Below are 23131 nucleotides of genomic sequence, written 5' to 3'. Positions count from 1 at the left end.
AACAACCAATATCTAGTGGCTCTTGACTCTTGACTAATGACTGTGGACTAATGACTATGGACTAATGACTATGGACTAATGACGAATCTACAAATCTTTTTAGATGTTGCTACAGAAGCCGCGCTTGCTGCTGGTGCAGTGTTGGAAGGTTACCTGGGTAAGATTGAAGACGCAGTTGTTGAAAAAGGGCGTCCTGGGGATTTAGTGACTGCTGCTGATAAAGCTTCAGAGGCAGTTGTTTTAGATATTGTGCAGCGTCACTTTCCCAATCACTCTATCCTTGCTGAAGAATCAGGAAAACTGGGAAATCAAGATAATGAATTTCTTTGGGCAATTGACCCTTTAGATGGTACAACCAACTTTGCCCACCAATACCCCTTCTTTTCCGTTTCTATTGGGTTGTTAATTAATGGCGTCCCACAAGTTGGTGTGATTTACGATCCTTTCCATGATGAATTATTTCGCGCCGCACAAGGATTGGGGGCTACGCGCAACCGCCGCCCGATTAAAGTGTCCAATACATCTGAACTTAGTAAGAGTTTACTAGTTACGGGATTTGCTTACGACCGACGTGAAACTTTTGACAACAACTACGCAGAATTTTGTCACCTAACCCATCTTACCCAAGGAGTTCGACGGAGCGGTTCGGCATCTTTAGATTTGGCTCACGTAGCTTGCGGTCGTATCGATGGTTACTGGGAAAGGGGAATTGCTCCCTGGGATATTACTGCTGGTGTGATTTTATTACGAGAGGCTGGAGGTAAGGTCACGGCATATGATGATAGACCCTTGGACATCTCTTCTGGAAGGCTTCTTGCGACTAATGGGTATCTTCACAGTTGCCTCAGCCAGGAACTCATGCAAGTTCCATCGCTATCTACGTGGGGTCACTAAGCTGGTTAATTTTATAGCCATTTGTCAGAAGCAAAGTAAACTAGAGAAATCCAATAGATCCCAATGGCAAAGCAACTGTTACATTTATGTCATTCAAGATAGAACGCGGACTTTTTAGACATGATTTTATAGATCATCATGCAATTCTATGCGTGACCGTTGATGCCGATATTAAAGATATTCGCAAGCGTTATCTTAAAATCGCTCGCCAACTACACCCCGATAGCTGTGCTGCAGCAAGCGATGCTGAGAAGCACCTAGCAGGCGAATTGCTGTCTAAACTGGTCAATCCAGCATATGAAAAGCTCTCTCAAGAGAAAAATCGAGCAGAGTATCTCTTAGTTTTGTCGCAAATGGGCAAGCGCTTGGTTCAAGAATCAGCATCCGTGGAACTGACAACGGATTTGGCTAAACAGCTTGCAAGTGCGCCAAATTTTGACCATATCTATAGAAATGCGATTGGCAAAATTGCTGAAACTCAGTATGACTCTCTGCAAAAAGTACAACATATTGTAGGCTTAGTCAGCGAGTTGAATTTGGTTTACCTGATGCGGACTGCTGGCAAAACATTTGCCGCCCCACAACCGACGGCTCAATCCAAAGTTCAAACCTCTCCACCAACAGCAGTCAAGAATACACCCGCACCACCACCTCCACCTTCCCCACCCAAGGAAGATTCGGCAGTGACCCATTACATTCGCCGCGCTCAAGAATTAATGGCGAAGAATCAACTGGCACAAGCTAGGGTAGAATTACAAGATGCCCTTAAGCTAGAGCCAACTAATAGTCGTTGCCATAGCTTGATAGGGTTAGTGTATTTGAAGCAAAATCAAATCACGATGGCAAAGGTTCATTTTGACCGCGCCCTGCAATTAGACCCTAAAGACCAAACTGCGTCGGACGGGAAACGCAAAATTGAACAGATTACTGGTCATAAGCCCAATGGAACGAAGCCTGCTGCAACGTCTCATAGTGGGGCTAAACAACCAGATAAATCTGGGGGTGGCGGTTTGTTTGGTGGTTTGTTTGGTGGGAAGAAGAAGTAATGGTGTATCAACCGCCAGCCGGAGCAAGGGATTTATTACCCCTTGATGTGGCTCAAAAACGCTGGATTGAAGATAGGCTACAGCAAGTTTTTCACCGTTGGGGGTATCACAGAATTATTACCTCAACTCTGGAACGTATGGATACGCTGATGGCGGGGGGAGCAATTCAGCGCTCAACGGTGATTCAACTGCAAAATGCCGAAGATGAAGATTTGGGTCTGCGTCCGGAACTCACAGCTTCTATCGCTCGCACCGCTGTGACGCGCATGGCAGGTGCGACCTATCCGCAACGCCTGTACTACAACGCTAACGTTTTCCAACGCACGCGAGAATTAAAGCACAACAGCCAGCAGGAATTTTATCAAGCTGGGGTTGAGTTGTTGGGTAGTGGTGGATTGCTTGCGGATGCAGAGATTTTGCTGTTGCTAGCAGATTGTTTGCAAGCACTGGGTTTAAACCGCTGGCATTTGATTCTAGGTGAGGCAGAAATTGCCCGATCGCTCCTCAAGGCTTTTCCTCCCCATTTACAAGGAAAAGTTCGGAGTGCGATCGCTCACCTTGACCGTATTACTATTGACTCCCTACCCCTCACTGATGAACTGAAAGAACGTGCCAGAATCATGCTGGATTTGCGCGGCAACCCGGCTGAAGTCTTGCAAAAAGTCAGCACCTTAGATCTAGACCAGCCTCTGAAAGTGGCGGTAGATAATTTGCAAGCATTGGTAGAATTACTATATCAATCGGTAAATTTAGGCATAAGTTCATCTCAGGAAAAAGGGATAGAGATAATCCTTGACCTCAGCTTAATCCAAACAATCGATTACTACACTGGCATTGTATTTGAGGTAGTGAGCGATACTGATGGACAAGCCAGGGTTGTGGGGCGAGGGGGTCGCTATGACCGTCTTTTGGAACTTTATCATCCTCAAGGAGAAAATATACCGGGCATTGGTTTTGCATTTCTCCTAGAAGATTTACAACAAGTTCTGTTGTCAGGCGGTCAGTTACCACAAACAACTCCAGCTATTAACTGGTTGGTAGTACCAGAAGATAAAAATGCATACACTGCTGCTTTCACCTACACCAAAAAACTCCGCGATTCTACCCATATCGTCAGGGTGGAAATGGATTTGGGAGGACGAAATGCAGATGAAATCAGGCAATATGCACGCGATCGCAGTATTGCCCAAATAGCTTGGATTAAAGCTGATGGTTCGACAACGATCGAGTCAATGATGAAGAGTTAATAGTCAAGAGTTCATGGTGAAAGACTCATGACCGATGACTCAGCAATATTGCTAGTGTATGATTACAGCTTGTCAATTATAAGAGTCTTTTGCTAAGTAGAGAGGGGAACCAATGCCGCATACGATTGTTACAGATGTCTGTGAAGGCGTCGCTGATTGCGTGGACGCCTGTCCAGTTGCTTGTATCCATCCCGGTCCAGGCAAAAATGTCAAGGGAACCGATTGGTACTGGATTGATTACGCCACCTGTATCGACTGTGGGATTTGCATTCAAGTTTGCCCTGTAGAGGGGGCGATCGTTCCAGAAGAACGACCAGATTTGCAAAAAACGCCAACCTAGTACAAAAAGGATGAAGTATGAAGGCTAAAGGATAAAATTAACAAACTTTTACTGGGAGCTTTATCCAGATTTACAATAGTAGCCTGATTTCTGCCGAGTATAGTAAGTATTTCTACGTACAAGTTTTTTGAAAACAGGCATTCCATTGCGAACGACTGCCTGTTTTTACCGTAAAATTACAATTCAATGATATTTCTTTCATAAAAGCTTAACAGTACCTTCGTAAATATTTGTTAGAAAGATAACAATCCGTATTCTTTTGCCTGAAAAGTAGGTATGCCCGTGTATAGCTTACTGTGGTACCCCTACTTAGGAAAAATCATGCTAAAAAATTTTTGTTTATTTCGTATCAGGTGTTTCTTGAAGATAGGATTCGCTGCTACCGCTATGACGCTGATGTCTGCTTATAGCGCTACGGCGGCGACATTCTCTCTTGATAGAGACAAGTTTGTCAAGCTACCCGGCGTAACTGGTGGAAATCCCCAAGGAACTGCTGTTTACTATGTAGAAATATCTGATTTTGACTCCGATATTAGCTCGATTACGATCGCTGATAGCAATAGCCAGCAAGGTGGTACGACTGGAAGATTTAGCGGTTTTGATTTAGACGCCATTAAGCTGAGCAATGTTTTGGTGAACAATGCAGCCAGCGCCAACACCACCCCTGGTTTAAACGTATTCGATTTTTCTTCGGCTGGAGTCGTCCTCACTCCAGGGACACAACGTTCTCCTGTAGCACCGCCAGACGCAACAATTGCACCAGATTTATTTGGCTCAAGTAATGGTGCGATCGATAACTCAGTAGCGACATTACAAAGTTTTGATGCCAACTCTACATCTGCTCTAGTCACCGACTCCGCAAATCCTACAACAGCTTTTGGATTTATCAGCTTAGGCGATGGAGGGAGAATATCGTTTAATCTGACTAATGCTGTTTCTACCAGCAGTGGTCCGTTGTATCTTTACATTGGAGAGGTCGGTGATAATGGCGAGGTTGTCAGCGGTCAAATTACTATATCCGATCGACCCGTTCAGGTTCCAGAACCCACTAGCATCGCTGCTTTGTCTTTGATTGGTGCGTGCTTTGCTATAGGTCTCAGTCACAAAAAGAAGGTTGCTTAGCTTTTAAGAGTGCATATCTATTTCTTGTGGTACGGGAGTTTTATCTTCTTTAAAAGGATGGGGGCTGTTTGAGAAGGACGGGCGAGACGCCCGTACCACAAGAAAATGAAAATTATATAACCAAAAACCCTCTTGCAAAGTAAAGATGGAAGGGTTCAGAGAGCGCAAAAAGTAGCATCCAGCGTAGGTTGGGTTGAGGCACGAAACCCAACACAATCGACCATTTGTTTGCTAGAGCAAGACTGAACCTTATTGTTTTATGTACATCGCCAGAACCATATTGTTGGGTGCAGAAGTGGAAAAATAATTTTACAGTTAAATTGGCTAAGATTCGACTGTTGGTCGCTCCTTCACTAGAGGAAATAAATAGATTACGAGATGAGATTGCGAGATTAAAGGAATTACGAAATTACCTAGAAAGTGTCAAACCAGCTTTGGCTTGGCTGAATCCTAATAGTAGAGGAAATTTTTTGGGAGAGTTAGCAGAACAAGCAAGTGAAGAAGTTATTTAATAAATCTTGATACACCTGAAGGTCTTTTTAATTGGTCTGTCACAAGTTTCGCGATAGCTTCGCTACTGCCTTCGGCAGATCGCATTCAACATAACCTTTACCCAGACTAACTGTTACCTTCGTAATCAGGGCTGGTGGGCAGTGCCCACCCTACGCTTGGGATAAGCTTTTTGGGCTTTTCATCCCCCTGGAGGTTTCATGGAAAGAAATTTTTGTGTACCATATATAGCCGTTTCATTGCTGTGTAACAGTCCTGGGTGCGGAATATGGGTTAATCGTTTGCGCCTTTAAATAACAAACGAACTATAGTTAAATGGAATATATTTTACCTATATTCTATAGATATTATGTCTGATTCGCTAAATTCGTCCCCCATATTAGAAGTTCAAAACGTTTATGCAGGCTATATCAAAGATGTGGATATCCTGCAAGGTGTCAACTTTCGAGTGCAGCAGGGAGAATTGGTAACAGTTATCGGGCCTAATGGTGCTGGTAAATCAACTCTAGCAAAAACTATCTTCGGGCTTTTGACCCCCCATACAGGCACAATTACTTTTAAAGGTCAGAATATCGTTGGGCTAAAGTCGAATCAAATCGTTGAACGGGGAATGTGTTACATACCACAAATTGCCAATGTTTTTCCTTCCCTGAGTGTGTCCTTTGTACTTGCTAGTGAAGGACAAACTCTAGGGCTGGTTTCCCGTCGCATATATTTATTGATATTGGGAACTACAGCAGTCACATTGGTACTGACTCCCTTTGTACTGCGTTCGGTGCCGATTTTATTTAATTGGGTAGAAACAATACCTTGGCTGAAGAATTTTTTAAACGATGAAGGTCAGCCGTTGGAAGTCGCTCAAGAGCTACCTCTGAAAGATCATGTGGTAGTCTGCGGTTATGGACGTGTAGGACGCAATTTGGTACAATTATTGCTTTCTCATGAGTTGCCGATAGTTGTGATTGACCAGTCGGAAGCAAGAATCCAACAGTTGCGGGAAGCTGGTATTCCTTACGTCTATGGCAATTGTGTGAGTTTTCACGTTTTAGAAGCCGCTGGGGTAAATACTGCACGAGGAATGGCGATCGCACTTCCTGACCCCATGAGTACCCGTCTTTGCCTCAAACGTGCTTTGGAACTCTCTCCCGCTCTCGGTGTTGTTGTACGCGCTACCAATGACAAAAACATTGAAGTGCTTTACCAACTTGGAGCTAGAGAAGTTGTACAACCAGAGTTTGAGGCTAGTTTGGAAATGGTAGCCTACATATTAACAGATGTAGGCTTATCACCTTCCGTCGTGCAGCGAGAAATGCAGGAAATCCGCAATCACCATTATTTAGACCTACGACCCGTGCGTACTGCTTCTGAGGTTTCCCGCGATTTACAACAAGCAACTCAAGACCTGAACAAACGCTGGTATCCCTTACCATCTGGTTCGCCTCTCATTGGTATGTCCTTGGAAGAAGCGGATATGCGCTACTTAACAGGGGTGAGTTTGATGGCTATTCGCCGCGAAGGGGGTGAAGAAATCGATTTTCCTTCTGTCGAAACCAAATTGGAAGAAGGCGATCGCTTGTTGGTCGTGGGTTCTGACGGTGAGTTTGCTGCTTTGGATGAATTCGCTAAAGGACAGGTTGCTGTTCCCGGCGAAAACAATGCTTGCCAGTGGGTTACAGTCAGCGTTGACTCTTCAATGGTTGGTAAAACTCTAGCAGATTTGGATATCCACAACCAGTATGGGGTAAAAGTGCAGGCAATGCGACGAGATGGCAAATTTATCCGCCTTCCCAATGGCACTACGGATTTACAAGCTCGCGACCAAGTCTTACTATGCGGTAGCTTGCCGTCTGTCAATCAATTTGTAAAATTGCTTGCACCCGACACCGAAGTACCTGTTTCTATCCCAGTGGTAAAAGCCGGTGAGGCGGAAGCACTCAAGGAGTTTCTGCCAATGGATAGTCTACTGGATTAGTTCTCCGTAGAGACGTGCCATGGCACGTCTTTTATGGCACGTCTTTTATGGCACGTCTGCCGTAGCACGTCTCTACATTGGTTTGACATAGGCAATTGCTTGCTTCCAAATAGTAACCTGCTGGTTATTTTCATCTGCAAGACACAAACATTGTGCATCTTGCCATATCACTTTCCCGGTAAGTAAATCATTAGTGAGCAGTTTAATCTGAACTGGGGAAGCTTGTTTAACCAAGTTTTGTACTTGTCGAATGCTAGGGAGAGAAGTATCAAATTCAGTAATCATAGTTATTAGTCATGAGTCATTGGTCGTTTGTCATTAAGTCATTGGTCATGAGTGAGAATATTGGACAAATGACCAAGGACAAAGGACAGAACACAAATATAATTCACGGATTTTGGAAATGGCAATCGAATTTACTAAGTATCATGGTTTGGGGAATGACTTTATCCTGATTGACAATCGCTCGTCATCCACGCCTGCTATCACCCCAGAAAAAGCAGTGGAGTTGTGCGATCGCCACTTTGGTATTGGTGCTAATGGCGTGATTTTTGCCTTACCGGGAGAAAACGGAACTGACTACACGATGCGGATTTTCAACTCCGATGGTTCAGAACCAGAAATGTGTGGTAATGGTATTCGCTGTTTGGCAGCTTTTTTAGCCGATCTAGAGGGAGTAGATAGAAAGAGCGATCAATATCGCATTCATACCCTTGCTGGTGTCATTACACCCCAACTTATGCCCGACGGTCAAGTTCGGGTAGATATGGGTCTTCCCAGACTGCTTGCTGGTGAAATTCCCACTACGATCGGCCCGTCTGATGAAAAAGTCATCAATATGCCGATAGAGGTAGCGGGGAAATCTTGGGATGTCACCTGCGTGAGTATGGGTAATCCCCACTGCATTACTTTTGTGGAAGATGTAGCAGCAATTCCGTTAGAAATCATTGGTCCGCAATTTGAACACCACTCAGCGTTTCCTCAAAGAACGAACACAGAATTTATCGAAGTCGTGGGTCGTGACTACGTGAAAATGCGTGTATGGGAACGTGGTGCTGGTATTACTTTAGCTTGCGGTACGGGTGCGTGTGCATCTTTGGTCGCTGGTGTGTTGACCGGGAAGTGCGATCGCATCGCGACTGTGGAACTTCCTGGAGGACCATTGGAAATCGAATGGTCGGAAGTAGACCAACGGGTTTACATGACCGGACCTGCTGAGCGAGTCTTTACTGGGAAAATTTAAGCAACCTTGGTAAGGTGGGCACTGCCCACCCTACCTTTATGCTTTTTTGCGGAAGCGTCGGCGCAAACTTGCACCAAAACCAAGCGCGGTTAGTGAACCCAAGATAGTAAGGGGTTCGGGTACTGGCTCTTGGTTAGCATTGCTGAGTGTTAATCGCGATGAGTTAGTAAAATCATCCACATCGATAACACCAATGCCGATGTTATAGGTGCCAGGGGTGTCGAAAGTACGGCTGAAACGACCAGAAGTTCCGTCTAAATTGAAGACAGAGTTACCAATCGTCACAAAGGCGCGGTCAATGCTTCTAGTGTCAAAAGTTGTGAAGTTCCAATCAAAGCTGAAAGTATCACCAGCTATAACATTCAATGCAGTTTGGATGGCAGAACCTTCTGTAGCATCAAGACCAAGCGTTCCCTGACTAACACCCAAAAAAGTCTCTAAATTGCTAATTCCGCTTGGGTTATTGCCAGAAACATTGTAGTTGATGACATCATCACTACCATCTGCTGAGGCATTGGTTAGTGTAGCTTGACCAGCAGTTTGAGAAACATCACCCGATCTTGCCCAACTACCAACATCAAGACTAGCAGCAAAAGAGGGGGAAGCAATACTGAAGCTACCCAAGCTAAATAAACTGAATGCTACAATTTTGTGAGATGAACGCTTGAGTAAAGATTTGAGCAAAGTTTTGCCTGACATTTAGAACTCCTTGAGTTGTGTCGAAGAAGTAAAGAATGAGTTGGTAGATGCTAGCTTGTCATTCGTCTAAAAAACTTGGTATCACGTTTAGAAAATAAAGTTGCTAGAGCTATTAAGGGTATCTGCACCAACTGTGTTCACAGTGATGAACGGTCTGAAGATATCCGCAACTCCGGAAGCATCAGAGTCAACTTCCACGCTAAAGTTATTAGAATTGCTGCCTTGCACAACTCTCACGTAACCGTCAGCAATGGCATTAGTCCCACCGTAGCCTTCGGGAATTAGACTGCCAAGTAGTTGGGTGAAGACGAGTTTATCGTTGCCTACCTCGAAGTCACTGATTGTGTCACCGCGATCGCGAATATTAGTGTATACAAAGCGGTCATTGCCAACACCGCCAGTAAGGGCATCTCCTCCCGAGCCACCAATGATAGTGTCATTTCCAGAACCCCCACTGAGAGTATCGCGACCTGATGTACCCCTGATAGATGGTAAATTGAATCGAGATACGATAGGGTCATGGTCACTGAGTTGGTCGGTAAACTCTGAGTTGATGTGTACTACATCATACCCATTTAGGTTATTGAATAAATTCTCACTAACCAGAATGTGATCCAGCGCTTGAGCATTGCCATCAAAGTAATAGGTGTAGCGCTCATTCACAGGTAGCGTATCAGTCAAGTTAGTAAGTACGGGCTGTTCGCCATTCACATTACCTTTAAGAATTTGCAGTGCGGGGAAGAACTGAAATTCGTTAAAGTCACCCAAAACAGCAACATTAGCGTTGGAATCTGCCGCCAAAACTCGATCCACAAAGTTATTTACTATTGCAGCTTGGGATTCGCGTTGATCCTGACCGCCCTGGGTTGGCGGTTGGTTGCGCCCGAAAAGAGGTTGACTCCCTCCCCGAGAAGTGAAGTGGTTTCCAATAGCAAATACAGTGTGACCGTTGAAAATAAATTCACCAACTAAAGGTTTACGGCTGCTATTGAAGGCGGAGTTAGTGGGGTCAATCAAACCGGGGCTGTCTGAAAGGAGGGGAGCTCCACTGGCGTTGGTGACTGTTGTGTTAGTTGTAGAGCTACCACCCGGACGATCGACGAAACTGACTCGGTTAGGATTAAACAGGAAGCCTACCCGGATATTACCACCAGGTTCTCCGCCGTTGGTGTCGTCTACTGGGTTAATTTGGCGAAATTGATATGTGGGACCGCCAGCTGCAGCGATCGCATCAATCAATGTTTGGAAGGTTTGGCTAGCATCAACAACACTGTCATTTGTTGCTCCGTTGTTGTCCTGAATCTCTTCCAAGCTGATAATGTCTGGTGACTGGAGGTTGCTAACAATAGCATTAGCGAGGGCGTTGAACCTGGTTGCACCATCGCCAGGGTCAAGATTTTCTACGTTGAAGGTAGCGATCGTGAGTTGGTCGCTTCCAGAAGTTAGCCCAGTGACTTCCTTGGTGAGGGGACTAGATATCGCAACAGTAGGTGATGTTGTAGGCAATACCTCGTAGCTACCAAAATCATAGTTTACTACCCCAACAATAGTATCCAGTTGAGTACCGACATTCACATTGGGAACAGTAATGCCACCAGGATTCAGGCTATCATCAATCTGAATGCGCTCTGGGTTAAAATCGCTGTTAGTAACCGCATTGCCGACATTTGTCTCGTTGTTACCACTAATAGTGATACCACCTCGAGAATTTTGACCTGTGACCCCTGCATCACTGTCAGGTATCACATAAAGCTCCTCAAAATTAGTTCTGAGACCGGTTGTCACTGGGTTATTGATTTGTACCCGCATCCCCTCTAAGCTTTCGTAAAAGTCAATTCCGTCCTGAGATGGGTCGAATAACGAACCTTCTACATCACCGTTCACCGCATCATTATTAATGACTTGGGTGGGGATGGTTCGGACATTATTGCCAGATGCGGCACTAATGACAGTGGGACTTGGGAGAGAATTATTAGACGATAGCGTGGTTATAGACGGCGTAATAATTTGAGTGGTAGAGAGGTTATTATTATTACCACCGGGGCGAAACTCGTTAACCGTACCGCTAATTAATACAGAGTCTCCAACAGCAACGGTTGGTGCAGAACTGGTGAAAACAAAAATACCTTCCGAGGTAGCATCATTGTTATCTGGGTTGGGATCTTCTAAGTAAAAGCCATTGTTCCGTACCACTGTCACGGTACCGGGGACATTAGTTACACTTTGACCGTTGAGTGGCGAGACATGAGCAGCACCTTGAATGTCATGGATGCGGATAGTAGGAGCAATTTCGTTGTCTGCAATAGTTACAGTTGCCGTGCTAGAATTACCCAAGTCGTAATCAGCAGTATCAGCCAGCGTGAGTGTGACTGTTTCATTGCCTTCTACTGCACTATCATCAACAGGTGTAATTGTGATATCTACAAAAGATTGACCTGCTGCGATGGAGGCAGTGCCAGTTAAGTTAGGTGTGTAATCAGTGCCATTTGTTGCCGTACCAGCAACAGAGTAATTGACAGATAGGGCAGCACTTGTGTCACCTGTGCGCGTGATTCTGAAAGTTCCCGGTTCGCTTAGAGCTTCTGCTGCGGCTGCGTTTGTGGCTTGAATCGTGACAGTTGGAATTGGAGGTGGAGTCACTCCTGTTGTGATACTAAAGTCATCAATCCCCAAACCGTGGTCGTTGTTTGCGTCATTTACGTCTTGCCAGCGAAGCCATATTTCTTGACCGGGAGCAAGGTTTATACCACTCAAAGTAGAAGACAAATTGACGCGATTTGCTGCTAAATTTCCATCTAAGGCGGTAGAAGTTGTTGTACCGAAAACGGGGCTGGTAAAGTCAAGTGTGTCGAAATCAACCCAAGTCCCTGAAGTTAAATTGGTTGCACCAATTTGATATTGAAAATCTAATTTTTGAGCAACACTTGGAGTGCTATTACTGCTACCGCCATTTCTCCATTGTTCACCCGTGTAACCGAGATTAAGGGAGGTAATAGTGCTGGTGGTATCGTTAACAAAGCGAGCTCCATAGTAAATTGTGTTTGTGCCGCCAGATGCTACAGATCCTAAAGCTCTCTCTGAACTTCCAGAACTACCAAAGCTGTAAAGCGTCCCTGTATTGTTTGAGCCAGTACCTGCTATATAGGATGGTCTGGTGGAGTACCAGCCAGAAATAGTGAAGTCATCAGTCCAGGTATTAGCAGTACCTGTACTGGCTAACAAATCAAAATTTTGAGTATAAGGACTGCTCAGATTTATTGCGGGCATGAAAGCACCTCATTATTTGCTGTAAAGGAAAAAACGAGTAGTTTCGGTTTGTCAAGTATCTATGTATGCAATCAAAACGTCTCAATCCACTCTTTTTTACTGCCCCGGTGTGATGTATATATTACTATATACTTTACCTGTGGAATTTGCTGAGTCTGATTAATTTTATAAACTCTTGGTAAATGCAAAATAGTTCTGTAAAGAGAATTAGACGTTGTTATTTATACAACTAAAAATAGTAATGATTGAAGATAAAGACAAAGTTAAGTTCTTTTTAAAAGTAGATTATAGAAATAGTTAATGAAGCAAATGGACGGGTGTACTGCTTTGCTAGCATCGCCTTTGCTATTCTCCCCATACTGAAGCGACTTGGGGAGTTACTCCATTGAAAAAGTGAATTATGGCAACTGCATTAGGTAAAAGACATATCCGTACCAGTCGGAATACTTGCGATAGAATTCTATTTCTAATAAAGAATTATCTAATTCCCGATTCATTGCTTCGTTATCTTTGTATTGCTCGCGTAAAAGCCCTATCCTCTTCTCTAAAGGTGTATAGTAGTTATCCCACCATCCCGACTCGGGAAGAACAAAGAGTCCTATTTTCCTGTAGCCTAAATCTTCCACCATCCTGAGATTGCTTTCAATTGATTTTATGCCGGGGTAATTAGCTTCCCAATATTTCTGGACTTCGGTAGGGGGATTGGACTTCAACCAAGAGATTTCTGACACAACTAAATGCCCTTTATCTTTTAAAAGAGGTCGCCAAGTTTGAAGACCCTTTTCAAAGCCTATGATATAAATAGCGCCTTCTGACCAAATAACGTCAAAACTCTTAGCTTCAAACTTCAGAGAAAACATGGATGCATTAGCTGTAACAACTTTCTCTGCCAACCCTTCAGCAAGTATCTGGCTATTTAACTGTTCTAAATAGGGTGAATGGTTATCTACAGCAGCGATCGTTCCATCCGTCAGTTTGGCTAATTCAAGGGTTTGCATACCCGATCCGCAACCAATGTCTAGAAGGGATGGTTTTGGTGGTAGGTCGGTTAGTAGTGAAAAAACTTTTCGGGTTGATTCATTGTTACCCGGACCCTGTCTGGGAAGGTCTTTATAAATCTCAAAAAAAATATCCATGCGGTTATAGTTTCGTTATTGTCAATATATAATTACGTGTCGAGCAAAGTTTTACAATATTAGTTGCGATAGCTTCGCTCCTGACTGCAGGACAGATCGCTATAAATCTCTTCAGCAGGAATAATTTCCGTTTCCAGTGAAGCAGCCTCCAGCCACTCCTGCATAGCAGGTAGCGCCAACACAGCTTCAACATATGTCGTGCAAACAGCATCTAATTCCACACCATAGGTTATGAAGCGTGAAACGACAGGAGCATACATAGCATCAGCAATAGTAAAGTTGCCAAACAGCATATCTCCAGCTGCTCCAAAATTTTGACGGCATTCTCTCCAGATATTGGTAATTCTATCAATATCCTTGAGCACTTCAGAAGTCATTCCCTTGCCAGGAAATCGACTCCGACAATTCATAGGCATCTTTTGCCGCAAGCTTGGAAAACCCGAATGCATTTCAGCACTGATACAACGGGCTATTGCTCGTGCAGCTTTTTCTTTAGGCCACCAGTGCAGATTGGGATGCTCTTCAGCCAGATATTCACAGATAGCAAGAGAATCCCATATAGTCAAATCTCCATGCAACAACACTGGAACTCTTCTTGTTGGAGAGTATTTCTGCATTTGTGCTGCAGTCTCTGATGTGTCAAGAGGAATGCGAATTTCGTTAAACTCTAATCCCAATTGCCTCATTGCCAACCAGGGACGCAATGACCAAGATGAATAGTTTTTGTTGCCAATGATAAGAGTCAGTTGTGCCATATCAGCAATCTACAAGCACCCTATGTAGAAACTTATTACTACAGGAAAGAACAAAGCATCCTGTTCTCTAGTCATCATAGCGGATAGTGCGTGTAGAACAATGGGTTACGGTTTCATAATCAACACGGTCGGGAACACTATGTGTCTGACCGGAAAATTCCTCACCAAAGTGACCATCTTCAAACCCGCGAGCAAATTCACCACCAGAGGTACGTGGTTTGTGTGCCTCCCCTTTCCGGGCACTAGCACACCCTTGGCGATAACCGTCAGCGTAAGCGCGAGGGTGATAAGCAGTGTCTCTGGAAACTCGTTTTTGATTTACGGGATAGCAATAACTTTCCTGACGTTCGCGGCGATCGCGTTTTCCTGCCTGGGCTGTCTCACTGAAAAATAAATTCGTAGGTAGGGTTATACCGCACGCCTCCTACTACTTCTGGGTATGCAAGATATCAGGAATCTTGTACCGAGAAGGGAGGAATGGGAAACAGTGTCTATCAGACTTAACAGTGACTGGTTTATTGAAATAATATAGAATTCAACAGCCTCCAATTACAGGAGTGGTGAACTTGTCTGTTCAGCTATCTCATCCTGATTTCCAACGCTTAACACAAATTGTACAGAAGTTACCAGATTTTTCTAATGTACGCGATCGCCGTCGTTTAATAGCGGGTGCATTAGAAGGTCTAACCGAAGCAGATGCTATCCTGGCTCAACTGGATTTAGATGGTAAACCGCAGGCTGTCTCTGTAGAGGTGGTAAGTTTTTTGTACAAATTTAGACAGGTAGCTAACGGTCAAGAAGTTTTATGGATTTTTCTCAACTACATTCAGTCCTTGACTGGTGATGAAGATACTGCCTTCATCCAGAATTTATTTCAAAAATATTCCACAGGTAAACCAGCTAGTTCCAACCCACAGATTGACTGCGATCCACTCGGCATTCTTGACCGCATTGTCGCAGGAAATTACACAGAATCTGACCTGAAACAGTTACGTCGGCTACTGTCTCCTAGTGGCAATCATAACGTGGTGCAGTTAGGCAAGTATAATGTCAACATTGGACAGGGACAGGGAGACATCCACATTGGCGATCGCATTTACCAAGGCCCTGATGCGGAAACAATACTCAATAAATTGCAACAAATAATAAATTTCCTTGAAAAGACATATCCGGAGAATGTCAAAGGTGGAAGTTCGGCTAGCTTTTCTCCTAATGCCATCAATGAAAATTCAGGAATAACGAGTTTTTTAAAAACACAAGAACCTGTACCACCCCCAGTTATTAAACCTTTTCAGTTTGAAGTAGTCACCGTAGATCTCCAAGGAAAAATTATTCAACGTTCTAATAAGCAAGCAGATTACTTCGAGGAAAATTTAGGTGATGGTATTGTACTGGAAATGGTTTCCATCCCTGGTGGTAAATTTCAAATCGGAGCACCTCAAAATGAACATGGAACAGTTGAGGATGAACGTCCCCAATGTATAGTCAATGTCACTCCTTTCTTTATGGGTAAATATCCTATCACCCAAATGCAATGGAGGGCAGTTTCAAACCTCCCAAGAATCCAACATCATCTTGATGAAGAACCATCCAGTTTTCAGGGAAATAAATTACCGATAGAGTCTATTTCTTTCTTTGAAGCACGGGAATTCTGTGCAAGACTGTCGCAAAAAACAGGACGAAAGTATAGATTACCAAGTGAAGCGGAATGGGAGTATGCTGGGGAGGATAAACACCAAGCGGTAAGTTACCCGATGGTTGGGGAGGATAAACACCAGGCGGTAAGTTACCCGATGGTTGGGGAGGATAAACACCAAGCGGTAAGTTACCCGATGGTTGGGGAGGATAAACACCAGGCGGTAAGTTACCCGATGGCTGGGGAGGATAAACACCAGGCGGTAAGTTACCCGATGGTTGGGGAGGATAAACACCAAGTGGTAGATTTTCTGGAAATGATGGACTAACGGTTGTTGGTGGGAAATTTCCAGGTGATAGTGGTAAGTTGCCCGGTGGTACGTAAGTATTATTAGAGATTGCAGGACGTAATACCCAACGAGTGGTATCTTGCTGAGAAATAGGTTGCAATCGCACTGCTGTTGGATCTATAAAAGTTCCTGCCGCTAAGTCCAAGACAATACGAGTTACCTGTGCGTTTAATTGGGACACACGGATGCTTTGGATTGCCCCATAATAATTTTGTTGAGTAGAAACCTTACCTAGTTTGGTATCAGGCAAATCTACGACAATACGAGGGGGTTGGCTAAGGTAGAATTGGCGGGGTTGTGAGGCGGCTGAGAGAAAAATTTCTAGCTGTAAAGTATCAGGATCGAAGCGCCAATCTTCAAGCCTTGCTATTGGCTGTGCGTAACTACTACCAGCATGAAGAGCGATCGCTGCATACGAGCTAAGCAAGCTAATTTGAAACAGATGCTTGCAGTCATGGAACGGTTGCCTATACTTGCCCATACACCTATTGCTCCTTTCTTTGACCTAATAGTAGGGTGGTTGATTGACCACTCTAATATGACATCAGTTGGTTCTTAATGGGGATTCAAGTGTTCGGTTTTTTCAGTGTTTTTTTCAGGGATTGCTGTTAAGTTCATAGCTTCAGAAATGGCATCCATATTGAGCGTTCCTACTAAATCCCGTTTATCCATCAGTTGGGCTTGTATTTTCACTAGACTCAAAGGATTATTTTGTGGTGTTGCAGAATTAGGAGTATGGCAAAGACTAGCTCTAGAAACTTTTCCTGATAGACTCACTTGTTGATAATTAAGTAACTTACCAGTGAGAGAAGGGAGGCTTTTACTTGCCGCAGTGCTTTTGTCGTTGGGGTTTGTTGATTGTATAGACCCATTCAAATAAACTCCTGACTGCTGAATGTTTAAGAATATGGCATCTGATTGTTTGCAAAGGTGCAAGTTGTCATTAAGTACTAGACGGTATCGACTGTTAAGCGTTGGAGCAGCCTTAAGATGAGTTTCGCCATAGGCGGTAACAACTTTAAACAAAAGCAGCACAGAACTTATTGCTATTCCGTAGAAAGCTAGGGATTTGAAGTTGAAATGGTGCATAATATTCGGGAGTAATTAAATCTTAACTTCGGTGGTTAGTATAGATGTGAAGTGAGAAGTGACTTGACTGTAACGACGGGTAATAAGCAGTGATGAACGGCACTCAATAGCTAATTCATCTGTGTATCTTCCCAATGTTTGACGTTCGATCCCCCAGGAACGGGTCGTACCTGCAATAGTAAGGTCAACACTCTCGGATGCTTCTACAACGGCGCGAATTGGTTCTGCGGCTTCAACAATCTTGATATCAATGCGATCGCTAACAGTATGAGGCAATTGCTCAATAATGGTGCGAAGTTCGTCAGTTAATTCGTTTTTAGCTCGATCCTTCTCCACTACCTGTAATATCAGCAAGCGACGAGTATCACTGCTGACTAGTAGTCTCAGAGCAAGTATCAGTGCTAGGTCATCATGAATATTTCCTGAATATGGCACCAATAAAGTTTCGAGGCGCTCTTCTCCGCGATCGACAAATATCGCAACATCAACGGGCGCAGTTGAAAGAATTTGACCTACTCTTCCACCCAAGCGATTTTTGCTAAAAGCAGGGCGGTGCCATCCCACTAAAATTAGATTAGCCTGCTCAAGTAAGGCGATTTGTGATGTTTCTCTCGCGACATTACTTGATACACGAACAATGGGATGGACATAGGAACGGGATATCGGAGGTTCTAGACGTTCAATTAATTCTTCGAGCTCGTGGCGGCGCTGTGCAATTAACTTATCTGCTTCAACTGGGGTACTTTCAAAAGCATAGTCCTCTTGAAGTTCAATTAGACTGAGAGGATAAACAACAGCAGGTTGTCGGTCGTTAACTGCAATTGCTACAGCTAACTGTACTAAACCCTTTTGGCTGCTAGGATTTGCCACTGGTACCAAAACTCGATAGGAGCAACCACGAACATCTTCAGTAGCAATGGTAGTTACACCTGTCTCTTTTTCTGGTTCTGCTTCCAAGACATCTAACACGATCAACTTCTTGGGATAAACCATCTCTAGCAGTGGCGATGTCATAAATGTTGTCACCAATGCCATGATGACGAGCATGGTAAACAACAAAGGTGAAATCACCCCGAGACTGAGACCAATGTTGAGAACTATGAGTTCGGTTAAACCCCGAGTATTCATTAACCAACCGAGTGCAGAAGCTTCCCGGTTATTTATCCCACACACACGAGCCGCTGTGTAAGTTCCAACGTATTTACCTACGATCGCTACTCCCAAGACAGCTAGGCAAAGTAACCACAACTCTGGTTTGTTAAGTAGACCAATTTGCGTTCGCAAACCACTGTAAGCAAAAAACACTGGAAGCAGAAATATTAAAACAAAATCTTCTGTTTTTACTGCCAATTCTCTCACTAGGGCAGCATTTTTGGGCATAATAGCCCCTAGTAAAAATGCGCCAAAGATTAAGTGAATGCCAATCAGTTCGGTAATAAGAGCAGACGCAACGACTCCCATGTAAATCCAAGCAAGAACTAACTGGCTGAGGCGTCCAGTTCGGCGGTAGTAAATTGCAAGGCGTTCCATGAAAGCCCGCCCCAAAGTTACCATAAAACCTATGTAAACTAGGGAATACAAAATTGTAGGAATAGCTTTGCTGAAACTCCCAGTATGGGCTACTGCGATTGCGACTGCTAACAAACACCAAGCAGTTACGTCATCGACGGCTGCACAAGTTAACGCCAAAGTTCCCAGACGCGTTCCCTGTAAATTATTCTCAGTGATGATTCGTGCTAGTACGGGAAAGGCAGTAATTGACATCGCTGCTCCCAAAAATAGGGCAAAAGCGGTAAAAGAAACACTGCCGTTAGACACTAAAGGATAGAGGAGTACTGCAAGCAGCGTTCCCAAAGAAAACGGCACTAAAATACTAACGTGAGATGTTAAGATTGCTACTTCTAAATTCCCGCTGAGGTATTTGGGATTTAGCTCTAATCCAATCAGAAACATGAAAAAAATCAGCCCTACCTGAGACAGAACGTTGAGGAAGGGAACAGTTTCTGATGGAAACAAGGCAGCTGCTAACCCTGGAGCAACCAAACCAAAAAAAGATGGACCTAGAAGAATCCCAGCAACAATCTCGCCTATAACAAGCGGTTGGTTAATCCACCGGAAGGCAACTCCTACCAGTCTGGACAGCCCAATAACAATCAGTACCTCAACTAAAACGAGAACAACTGTCTGCATGGTTTCCTCTTCAAGTCGTGACAACCCGGTGTCTCTAAGATAATTCTTTATAACGCTGAAAAATGTCAACCTCTTTCAAAAACTCCAGGTTTATAGCGGTTCTCATTTGAACAAAACATACTATCTCGAATTACAGCAGATTGTAACGCGGAGGAGGTACAGATTGTTGTAAGGGCGAACGCGAGTGTGTGCCGACCAAGGTAGGCATAGAGCCGTTCGCCCCTACCGATATACTTCATTTACCTGAAATGTGCTGTATGTAGAAATTTTATGTTTAATATCTCTACTACCAAACATTTATTGATGTTAATTAATGATTTGTTTCACAAGTTGGCATGATACTTAAAGGGATTAGCGAGAGATAGGTGAATGGAAATAAAAGTGCATATGTTAAAGGTTATATATAAAGTAAATATTAAATTTCCAAATGCATTGTGTATGTTCGGTTTTATTTCTCAACCCCACGTTTAATAGAGTTGTTGGGTTTCGTTCCTCAACCCAACCTACGAGTGAAAAAGATTTACGAATCATATTTTGTTCCATGCAACAACAAGGCAACTAGTGGTGATGTCATCAATGTAGTCACAATAGCCATGATGACCATGATTGTAAATAAAGTTGGGGTGATTATGCCTTGTTCCAAACCAATATTAAGAATGATTAATTCCATCAAACCGCGTGCGTTCATTAAAGCACCAATAGTCGCTGACTGACGCCAATTTTCTCCTGCAAATTTTGCCGCCAGCATACAAGCTATACCTTTACCGATAATGGCAATCGCCACAATCAAAGCTGTAATTGACCACAAAATCGGTGTATTTACCAATCCAATTTGAGTATTAAGCCCAGAGAACACAAAAAATATGGGCAACAAAAGAGAAGTTGTGAGAAATTCAGTGCGATCGCGAAGTTGTTCTGCAAATTCACCTCGTGGCATTGCTGTACCCAAAATAAATGCACCAAATACTGCATAAATACCCACAGCATCAGTCACCCAAGAACTGAACATTAGGATCGCGAACACTAAAACCAGAGTTTGAATAGTCAAACCCCCATCGCGTTTTACCATCTGATTAAAGATAGTAAGTGCAGGTCTTCCTACAAACGTTGTAAATAATACGTAAGCAATACCACCTCCAATAGCAAAAGCAGCAATGCTTGTATTGGTATGAATACTTGCCAATACAATAGCTAGCAAACACCATGCTGTTGCATCATCTATAGAACCTGCTGCTAATGCTAAAGTTCCGAAACTGGTTTTAGCTATACCACGTTCGTACAGCATCCGCGCTAACATGGGGAAAGCTGTAATTGACATGGAAGCACCTAGGTATAGTGCTCCAGCCCAAGGGGTAACCCCTTGTTTAAATAAATCACCTCTGTTAATCAGGAACAAAGCGGCTAAACTACCCAAGCAAAATGGCGCAACTATGCCCGCCATAGAGACTAAAGCAGCGCTTTTAAGCCGTTTCTGAATCAGCCCAGTATTAAATTCCAAGCCAATTAAAAACATATAAATCACCAATCCAATCTGACTGATGGCAAAGAGAATTGACATTGATGGGTTGGGAATTTTTTCTCCCGTCGCAAGCAAAATGGGAATTTTGGGAAATAACCATTGTTGTATACCAGGTGCGATCGCTCCAAAAAGTGAGGGACCTAGCATCACACCTGCAATCATTTCACAGACAACATCGGTTTGCCCAAGGTAGCGCCGCCCGATAATCGTAACAATACGACAAGTGCCTAAAATAACTGTTAACTGCAGTAATAGCCTTAAAACCAGCTCAAAATTTGACATCCTGTTCCTGACTTGGAAGACTCGTACTATTCATCTACAAGTTAGCTTTCGACAAATCCAGAGATGAATATATGTGGCATTTCAATTCTTGATATATTTACGTAAATGTTGTAAGCGTAATAGCACGTAATTTACAATACCAGAAACAATTTTTTAAATACGGCAAGTCCAAGCAGTAGGGAAAGTGACCACCAGACGTTGATTCTATAGTTAGTAGTTAGTGGTTGGGAGTTACTAGCAGCTAACAACCTCTAACTAGCAGTTACTAACTATTAACGATTGACAGATGACTAATTTAGAAATTGTGGTGGGTGGACGGTTGTCTGTGGAAATCGCACCCGTGGCTGAGGTAAAACTGCTAGAACTCTTAGGAGTAGGTGGGTTTGGTTCAGCATGGAAAGTTGCTGACACTGCAACAAATAAACTCCACGTCCTTAAAATCATCCAAAATATTGAACCGGGCAGTCGGTTAGCTGAAAGAGTTCGTTTGGAAGCGGGAGTTTCTATTTCCTCAGAATATGTTGTCACTGTTTTTGGAATGAGGCAATGGAATCCAACAACCTATTTACTACTATTTGAGTATTGTCCTGGTAAATCTCTAGACAAAATTTTAGCAAGACAATCAACTAAGGTACCGGGAGTCATACGTATTGGGCGAGATACTCATCAATGCGACGTGGTTATTAAAGACCCTGCTAATAGAATTTCACGGTTGCACGCAGAAATATTTTTTAATTCTCATTTAAAGACTTTTAATCTTCGCAATTTAACTTGGAATCAAGCACAACCAAATTTAGTTTTAGTCGATGGAAAGCTAGTTGAAGAAGAAGTTTCTTTACAATTAGGAAGTGTAATTCATTTGCGAGAAATTCCCGTGACCGTAGCAAAGATTGAAGTATAAGGAGTAACTCTTGTTTCTCATCAAAAACCTTCACCGGAATTTCCACAAAATCAAAACACTCCACCAAAACTTATTTACAATCAATCCCTACAGCAAGTTCAACAAAATCAAAATACTCCACCAACACTTGTTTACAATCAATCCCTACAACAAGTTCAACAAAATCAAAGCACTTCACCAAAAATTTTTAACCAACAGTCACATGAATCTTCAAGTCAAGGTGACATCAAACTAGGCGCGACTCTTCTACGAAGAGCAAGTAAAGATGATTTTGATGCCATTGCCACTATGTTTAAGCAGTTTATTCCAGATGATGAGCAGGTTTACTTTGCTCGCTATCTTGGTATCCAAGGATTATGGGGTATAGGAACTCGTCAGTTTGCTTGTGTAACTGACCGTCGTGTAGCAGATATTACAGTTGGTCGGTTTGGAGAGGTTACTTATCAAGATGGCTATTTGGTAGCTTACAACCACTGACCCCCTCGGAAGCGCCAACGAACAAATACAATCCGCATTAGACTTTGGGAGGTCAGAAAAACTGCCAGCCACACCACACAGTAATGCAGTAGAAAGACGTGTGGAGGCAGTAGTTCTTTGGGCACAGGTATTGGTAAGAAGCCAAAAACTTTTACTCCACAAAAAACAAACACCAATTCCCAAATACCAGCAAAGAGTTGATATGCTGCAGGCCAATCTCTATCCCAACGGTACTTCTGAATTTGGTCATAAACGATGTCCCAGCCTAAGCCAAAAAGAGAGACATAAGCCAGTATCCAAAAATAAACTGTGCCATGATTAGAAGCTATTAAACCAGATGCAAAAGGTATGGATACCAGTACACCCGCAGTAGCAAGTAATAATAATCGAGTTTGCCAGCGACCAAATAATGTAGGAGTCATAAAAATATTCAGTCTTAATAGTAAAAACTTCAGGT

21 protein-coding genes and 1 pseudogene are annotated in these 23131 nt (G+C 43.3%); 12 read left to right on the top strand and 10 right to left on the bottom strand.

Annotated features, from left to right (window positions below; genetic code table 11):
• The first annotated feature begins 78 nt into the window (after nt 1-78).
• The 7 genes from ACYRY3_RS14360 (at nt 79) to ACYRY3_RS14330 (ending at nt 7131) form a co-directional block, all read left to right on the top strand.
• On the top strand, nt 79-894 hold the full coding sequence (locus ACYRY3_RS14360; protein ID WP_460202326.1) for an inositol monophosphatase family protein: 816 nt from the start codon (nt 79-81) through the stop codon (nt 892-894).
• Between the two features lie 86 nt (nt 895-980).
• Nucleotides 981-1940, top strand: a complete 960-nt coding sequence (locus ACYRY3_RS14355; RefSeq protein WP_460202325.1) for a J domain-containing protein — start codon at nt 981-983, stop codon at nt 1938-1940.
• Entirely contained in the window at nt 1940-3187 is a 1248-nt protein-coding gene (locus ACYRY3_RS14350; RefSeq protein ID WP_460202324.1) for an ATP phosphoribosyltransferase regulatory subunit, read from the top strand. Before ACYRY3_RS14355 ends, ACYRY3_RS14350 begins: the two co-directional genes overlap by 1 nt.
• A gap of 112 nt (nt 3188-3299) precedes the next feature.
• A complete protein-coding gene (locus ACYRY3_RS14345) occupies nt 3300-3527 on the top strand; it encodes an indolepyruvate ferredoxin oxidoreductase subunit alpha (RefSeq protein ID WP_460202323.1) in 228 nt (75 codons plus the stop codon).
• 360 nt (nt 3528-3887) lie between these two features.
• Complete coding sequence (locus ACYRY3_RS14340; protein ID WP_460202322.1) at nt 3888-4649, top strand: PEP-CTERM sorting domain-containing protein; 762 nt, start codon at nt 3888-3890, stop codon at nt 4647-4649.
• Nucleotides 4650-4969: 320 nt separating this feature from the next.
• Complete coding sequence (locus ACYRY3_RS14335) at nt 4970-5161, top strand: hypothetical protein (protein ID WP_460202321.1); 192 nt, start codon at nt 4970-4972, stop codon at nt 5159-5161.
• Between the two features lie 347 nt (nt 5162-5508).
• On the top strand, nt 5509-7131 hold the full coding sequence (locus ACYRY3_RS14330) for a TrkA C-terminal domain-containing protein (RefSeq protein WP_460202320.1): 1623 nt from the start codon (nt 5509-5511) through the stop codon (nt 7129-7131).
• 72 nt (nt 7132-7203) lie between these two features.
• On the opposite strand, the gene ACYRY3_RS14325 is transcribed toward ACYRY3_RS14330, so the two are convergent.
• Nucleotides 7204-7416, bottom strand: a complete 213-nt coding sequence (locus tag ACYRY3_RS14325; protein WP_460202319.1) for an Hfq-related RNA-binding protein — start codon at nt 7414-7416, stop codon at nt 7204-7206.
• 118 nt (nt 7417-7534) lie between these two features.
• Between ACYRY3_RS14325 and dapF the strand changes: the two genes are divergently transcribed.
• Nucleotides 7535-8374: a diaminopimelate epimerase gene (dapF, locus tag ACYRY3_RS14320; protein ID WP_460202318.1), complete on the top strand. Its 840-nt coding sequence runs from the start codon at nt 7535-7537 to the stop codon at nt 8372-8374.
• A gap of 36 nt (nt 8375-8410) precedes the next feature.
• On the opposite strand, the gene ACYRY3_RS14315 is transcribed toward dapF, so the two are convergent.
• The 4 genes from ACYRY3_RS14315 to ACYRY3_RS14300 form a co-directional block, all read right to left on the bottom strand.
• A complete protein-coding gene (locus ACYRY3_RS14315; protein ID WP_460202317.1) occupies nt 8411-9073 on the bottom strand; it encodes a PEP-CTERM sorting domain-containing protein in 663 nt (220 codons plus the stop codon).
• Between the two features lie 87 nt (nt 9074-9160).
• On the bottom strand, nt 9161-12340 hold the full coding sequence (locus tag ACYRY3_RS14310; protein ID WP_460202316.1) for a Calx-beta domain-containing protein: 3180 nt from the start codon (nt 12338-12340) through the stop codon (nt 9161-9163).
• Nucleotides 12341-12738: 398 nt separating this feature from the next.
• Nucleotides 12739-13476, bottom strand: a complete 738-nt coding sequence (locus tag ACYRY3_RS14305; RefSeq protein ID WP_460202315.1) for a class I SAM-dependent methyltransferase — start codon at nt 13474-13476, stop codon at nt 12739-12741.
• Nucleotides 13477-13535: 59 nt separating this feature from the next.
• The gene (locus ACYRY3_RS14300) at nt 13536-14231 is read right to left on the bottom strand and encodes a glutathione S-transferase family protein (RefSeq protein WP_460202314.1); all 696 of its coding nucleotides are present in this window, start codon (nt 14229-14231) and stop codon (nt 13536-13538) included.
• Between the two features lie 566 nt (nt 14232-14797).
• On the opposite strand from ACYRY3_RS14300, the gene ACYRY3_RS14295 reads away from it, so the two are divergent.
• Nucleotides 14798-16195: an SUMF1/EgtB/PvdO family nonheme iron enzyme gene (locus tag ACYRY3_RS14295; RefSeq protein WP_460202313.1), complete on the top strand. Its 1398-nt coding sequence runs from the start codon at nt 14798-14800 to the stop codon at nt 16193-16195.
• A 94-nt stretch (nt 16196-16289) separates the two neighbouring features.
• Here ACYRY3_RS14295 and ACYRY3_RS14290 read toward each other — a convergent pair.
• Nucleotides 16290-16643 (bottom strand): annotated as a pseudogene (locus tag ACYRY3_RS14290) (AMIN domain-containing protein); the annotation flags it as partial.
• On the opposite strand from ACYRY3_RS14290, the gene ACYRY3_RS14285 reads away from it, so the two are divergent.
• Nucleotides 16611-16775, top strand: a complete 165-nt coding sequence (locus ACYRY3_RS14285) for a hypothetical protein (RefSeq protein WP_460202361.1) — start codon at nt 16611-16613, stop codon at nt 16773-16775. The pseudogene ACYRY3_RS14290 and the gene ACYRY3_RS14285 sit on opposite strands and share 33 nt — an antisense overlap.
• Here the strand turns inward: ACYRY3_RS14285 and ACYRY3_RS14280 are convergent.
• The 3 genes from ACYRY3_RS14280 to ACYRY3_RS14270 all read right to left on the bottom strand — a co-directional run bounded on the left by ACYRY3_RS14280 (nt 16772) and on the right by ACYRY3_RS14270 (nt 21296).
• The gene (locus ACYRY3_RS14280; RefSeq protein ID WP_460202312.1) at nt 16772-17305 is read right to left on the bottom strand and encodes a hypothetical protein; all 534 of its coding nucleotides are present in this window, start codon (nt 17303-17305) and stop codon (nt 16772-16774) included. The genes ACYRY3_RS14285 and ACYRY3_RS14280 overlap by 4 nt on opposite strands.
• Before the next feature lie 15 nt (nt 17306-17320).
• Nucleotides 17321-19495: a cation:proton antiporter gene (locus tag ACYRY3_RS14275; protein WP_460202311.1), complete on the bottom strand. Its 2175-nt coding sequence runs from the start codon at nt 19493-19495 to the stop codon at nt 17321-17323.
• Nucleotides 19496-20015: 520 nt separating this feature from the next.
• The gene (locus tag ACYRY3_RS14270; RefSeq protein WP_460202310.1) at nt 20016-21296 is read right to left on the bottom strand and encodes a cation:proton antiporter; all 1281 of its coding nucleotides are present in this window, start codon (nt 21294-21296) and stop codon (nt 20016-20018) included.
• Between the two features lie 286 nt (nt 21297-21582).
• Between ACYRY3_RS14270 and ACYRY3_RS14265 the strand changes: the two genes are divergently transcribed.
• Nucleotides 21583-22197, top strand: a complete 615-nt coding sequence (locus ACYRY3_RS14265; RefSeq protein WP_460202309.1) for an FHA domain-containing protein — start codon at nt 21583-21585, stop codon at nt 22195-22197.
• A gap of 288 nt (nt 22198-22485) precedes the next feature.
• A complete protein-coding gene (locus tag ACYRY3_RS14260; protein WP_460202308.1) occupies nt 22486-22674 on the top strand; it encodes a hypothetical protein in 189 nt (62 codons plus the stop codon).
• Here ACYRY3_RS14260 and ACYRY3_RS14255 read toward each other — a convergent pair.
• Nucleotides 22662-23096: a hypothetical protein gene (locus ACYRY3_RS14255; protein ID WP_460202307.1), complete on the bottom strand. Its 435-nt coding sequence runs from the start codon at nt 23094-23096 to the stop codon at nt 22662-22664. The two genes, ACYRY3_RS14260 and ACYRY3_RS14255, sit on opposite strands and share 13 nt — an antisense overlap.
• Nucleotides 23097-23131 lie beyond the last annotated feature (35 nt).

The organism is Scytonema sp. NUACC21 (genome assembly GCF_054684315.1).
The sequence above is the reverse complement of the archived record's forward strand: the minus strand, read 5'-3'. Positions and strand labels throughout refer to the sequence as shown.

Excerpts from the sequence above, each read along its gene's own strand:
- ACYRY3_RS14360 (WP_460202326.1), top strand. The coding sequence starts at position 79 with ATGACGAATCTACAAATCTTTTTAGATGTTGCTACAGAAGCCGCGCTT.
- ACYRY3_RS14355 (WP_460202325.1), top strand. The coding sequence starts at position 981 with ATGTCATTCAAGATAGAACGCGGACTTTTTAGACATGATTTTATAGAT.
- ACYRY3_RS14350 (WP_460202324.1), top strand. The coding sequence starts at position 1,940 with ATGGTGTATCAACCGCCAGCCGGAGCAAGGGATTTATTACCCCTTGAT.
- ACYRY3_RS14345 (WP_460202323.1), top strand. The coding sequence starts at position 3,300 with ATGCCGCATACGATTGTTACAGATGTCTGTGAAGGCGTCGCTGATTGC.
- ACYRY3_RS14330 (WP_460202320.1), top strand. The coding sequence starts at position 5,509 with ATGTCTGATTCGCTAAATTCGTCCCCCATATTAGAAGTTCAAAACGTT.
- ACYRY3_RS14325 (WP_460202319.1), bottom strand. The coding sequence starts at position 7,416 with ATGATTACTGAATTTGATACTTCTCTCCCTAGCATTCGACAAGTACAA.
- dapF (WP_460202318.1), top strand. The coding sequence starts at position 7,535 with ATGGCAATCGAATTTACTAAGTATCATGGTTTGGGGAATGACTTTATC.
- ACYRY3_RS14315 (WP_460202317.1), bottom strand. The coding sequence starts at position 9,073 with ATGTCAGGCAAAACTTTGCTCAAATCTTTACTCAAGCGTTCATCTCAC.
- ACYRY3_RS14310 (WP_460202316.1), bottom strand. The coding sequence starts at position 12,340 with ATGCCCGCAATAAATCTGAGCAGTCCTTATACTCAAAATTTTGATTTG.
- ACYRY3_RS14305 (WP_460202315.1), bottom strand. The coding sequence starts at position 13,476 with ATGGATATTTTTTTTGAGATTTATAAAGACCTTCCCAGACAGGGTCCG.
- ACYRY3_RS14300 (WP_460202314.1), bottom strand. The coding sequence starts at position 14,231 with ATGGCACAACTGACTCTTATCATTGGCAACAAAAACTATTCATCTTGG.
- ACYRY3_RS14285 (WP_460202361.1), top strand. The coding sequence starts at position 16,611 with ATGAAGAGCGATCGCTGCATACGAGCTAAGCAAGCTAATTTGAAACAG.
- ACYRY3_RS14280 (WP_460202312.1), bottom strand. The coding sequence starts at position 17,305 with ATGCACCATTTCAACTTCAAATCCCTAGCTTTCTACGGAATAGCAATA.
- ACYRY3_RS14275 (WP_460202311.1), bottom strand. The coding sequence starts at position 19,495 with ATGCAGACAGTTGTTCTCGTTTTAGTTGAGGTACTGATTGTTATTGGG.
- ACYRY3_RS14270 (WP_460202310.1), bottom strand. The coding sequence starts at position 21,296 with ATGTCAAATTTTGAGCTGGTTTTAAGGCTATTACTGCAGTTAACAGTT.
- ACYRY3_RS14265 (WP_460202309.1), top strand. The coding sequence starts at position 21,583 with ATGACTAATTTAGAAATTGTGGTGGGTGGACGGTTGTCTGTGGAAATC.
- ACYRY3_RS14260 (WP_460202308.1), top strand. The coding sequence starts at position 22,486 with ATGTTTAAGCAGTTTATTCCAGATGATGAGCAGGTTTACTTTGCTCGC.
- ACYRY3_RS14255 (WP_460202307.1), bottom strand. The coding sequence starts at position 23,096 with ATGACTCCTACATTATTTGGTCGCTGGCAAACTCGATTATTATTACTT.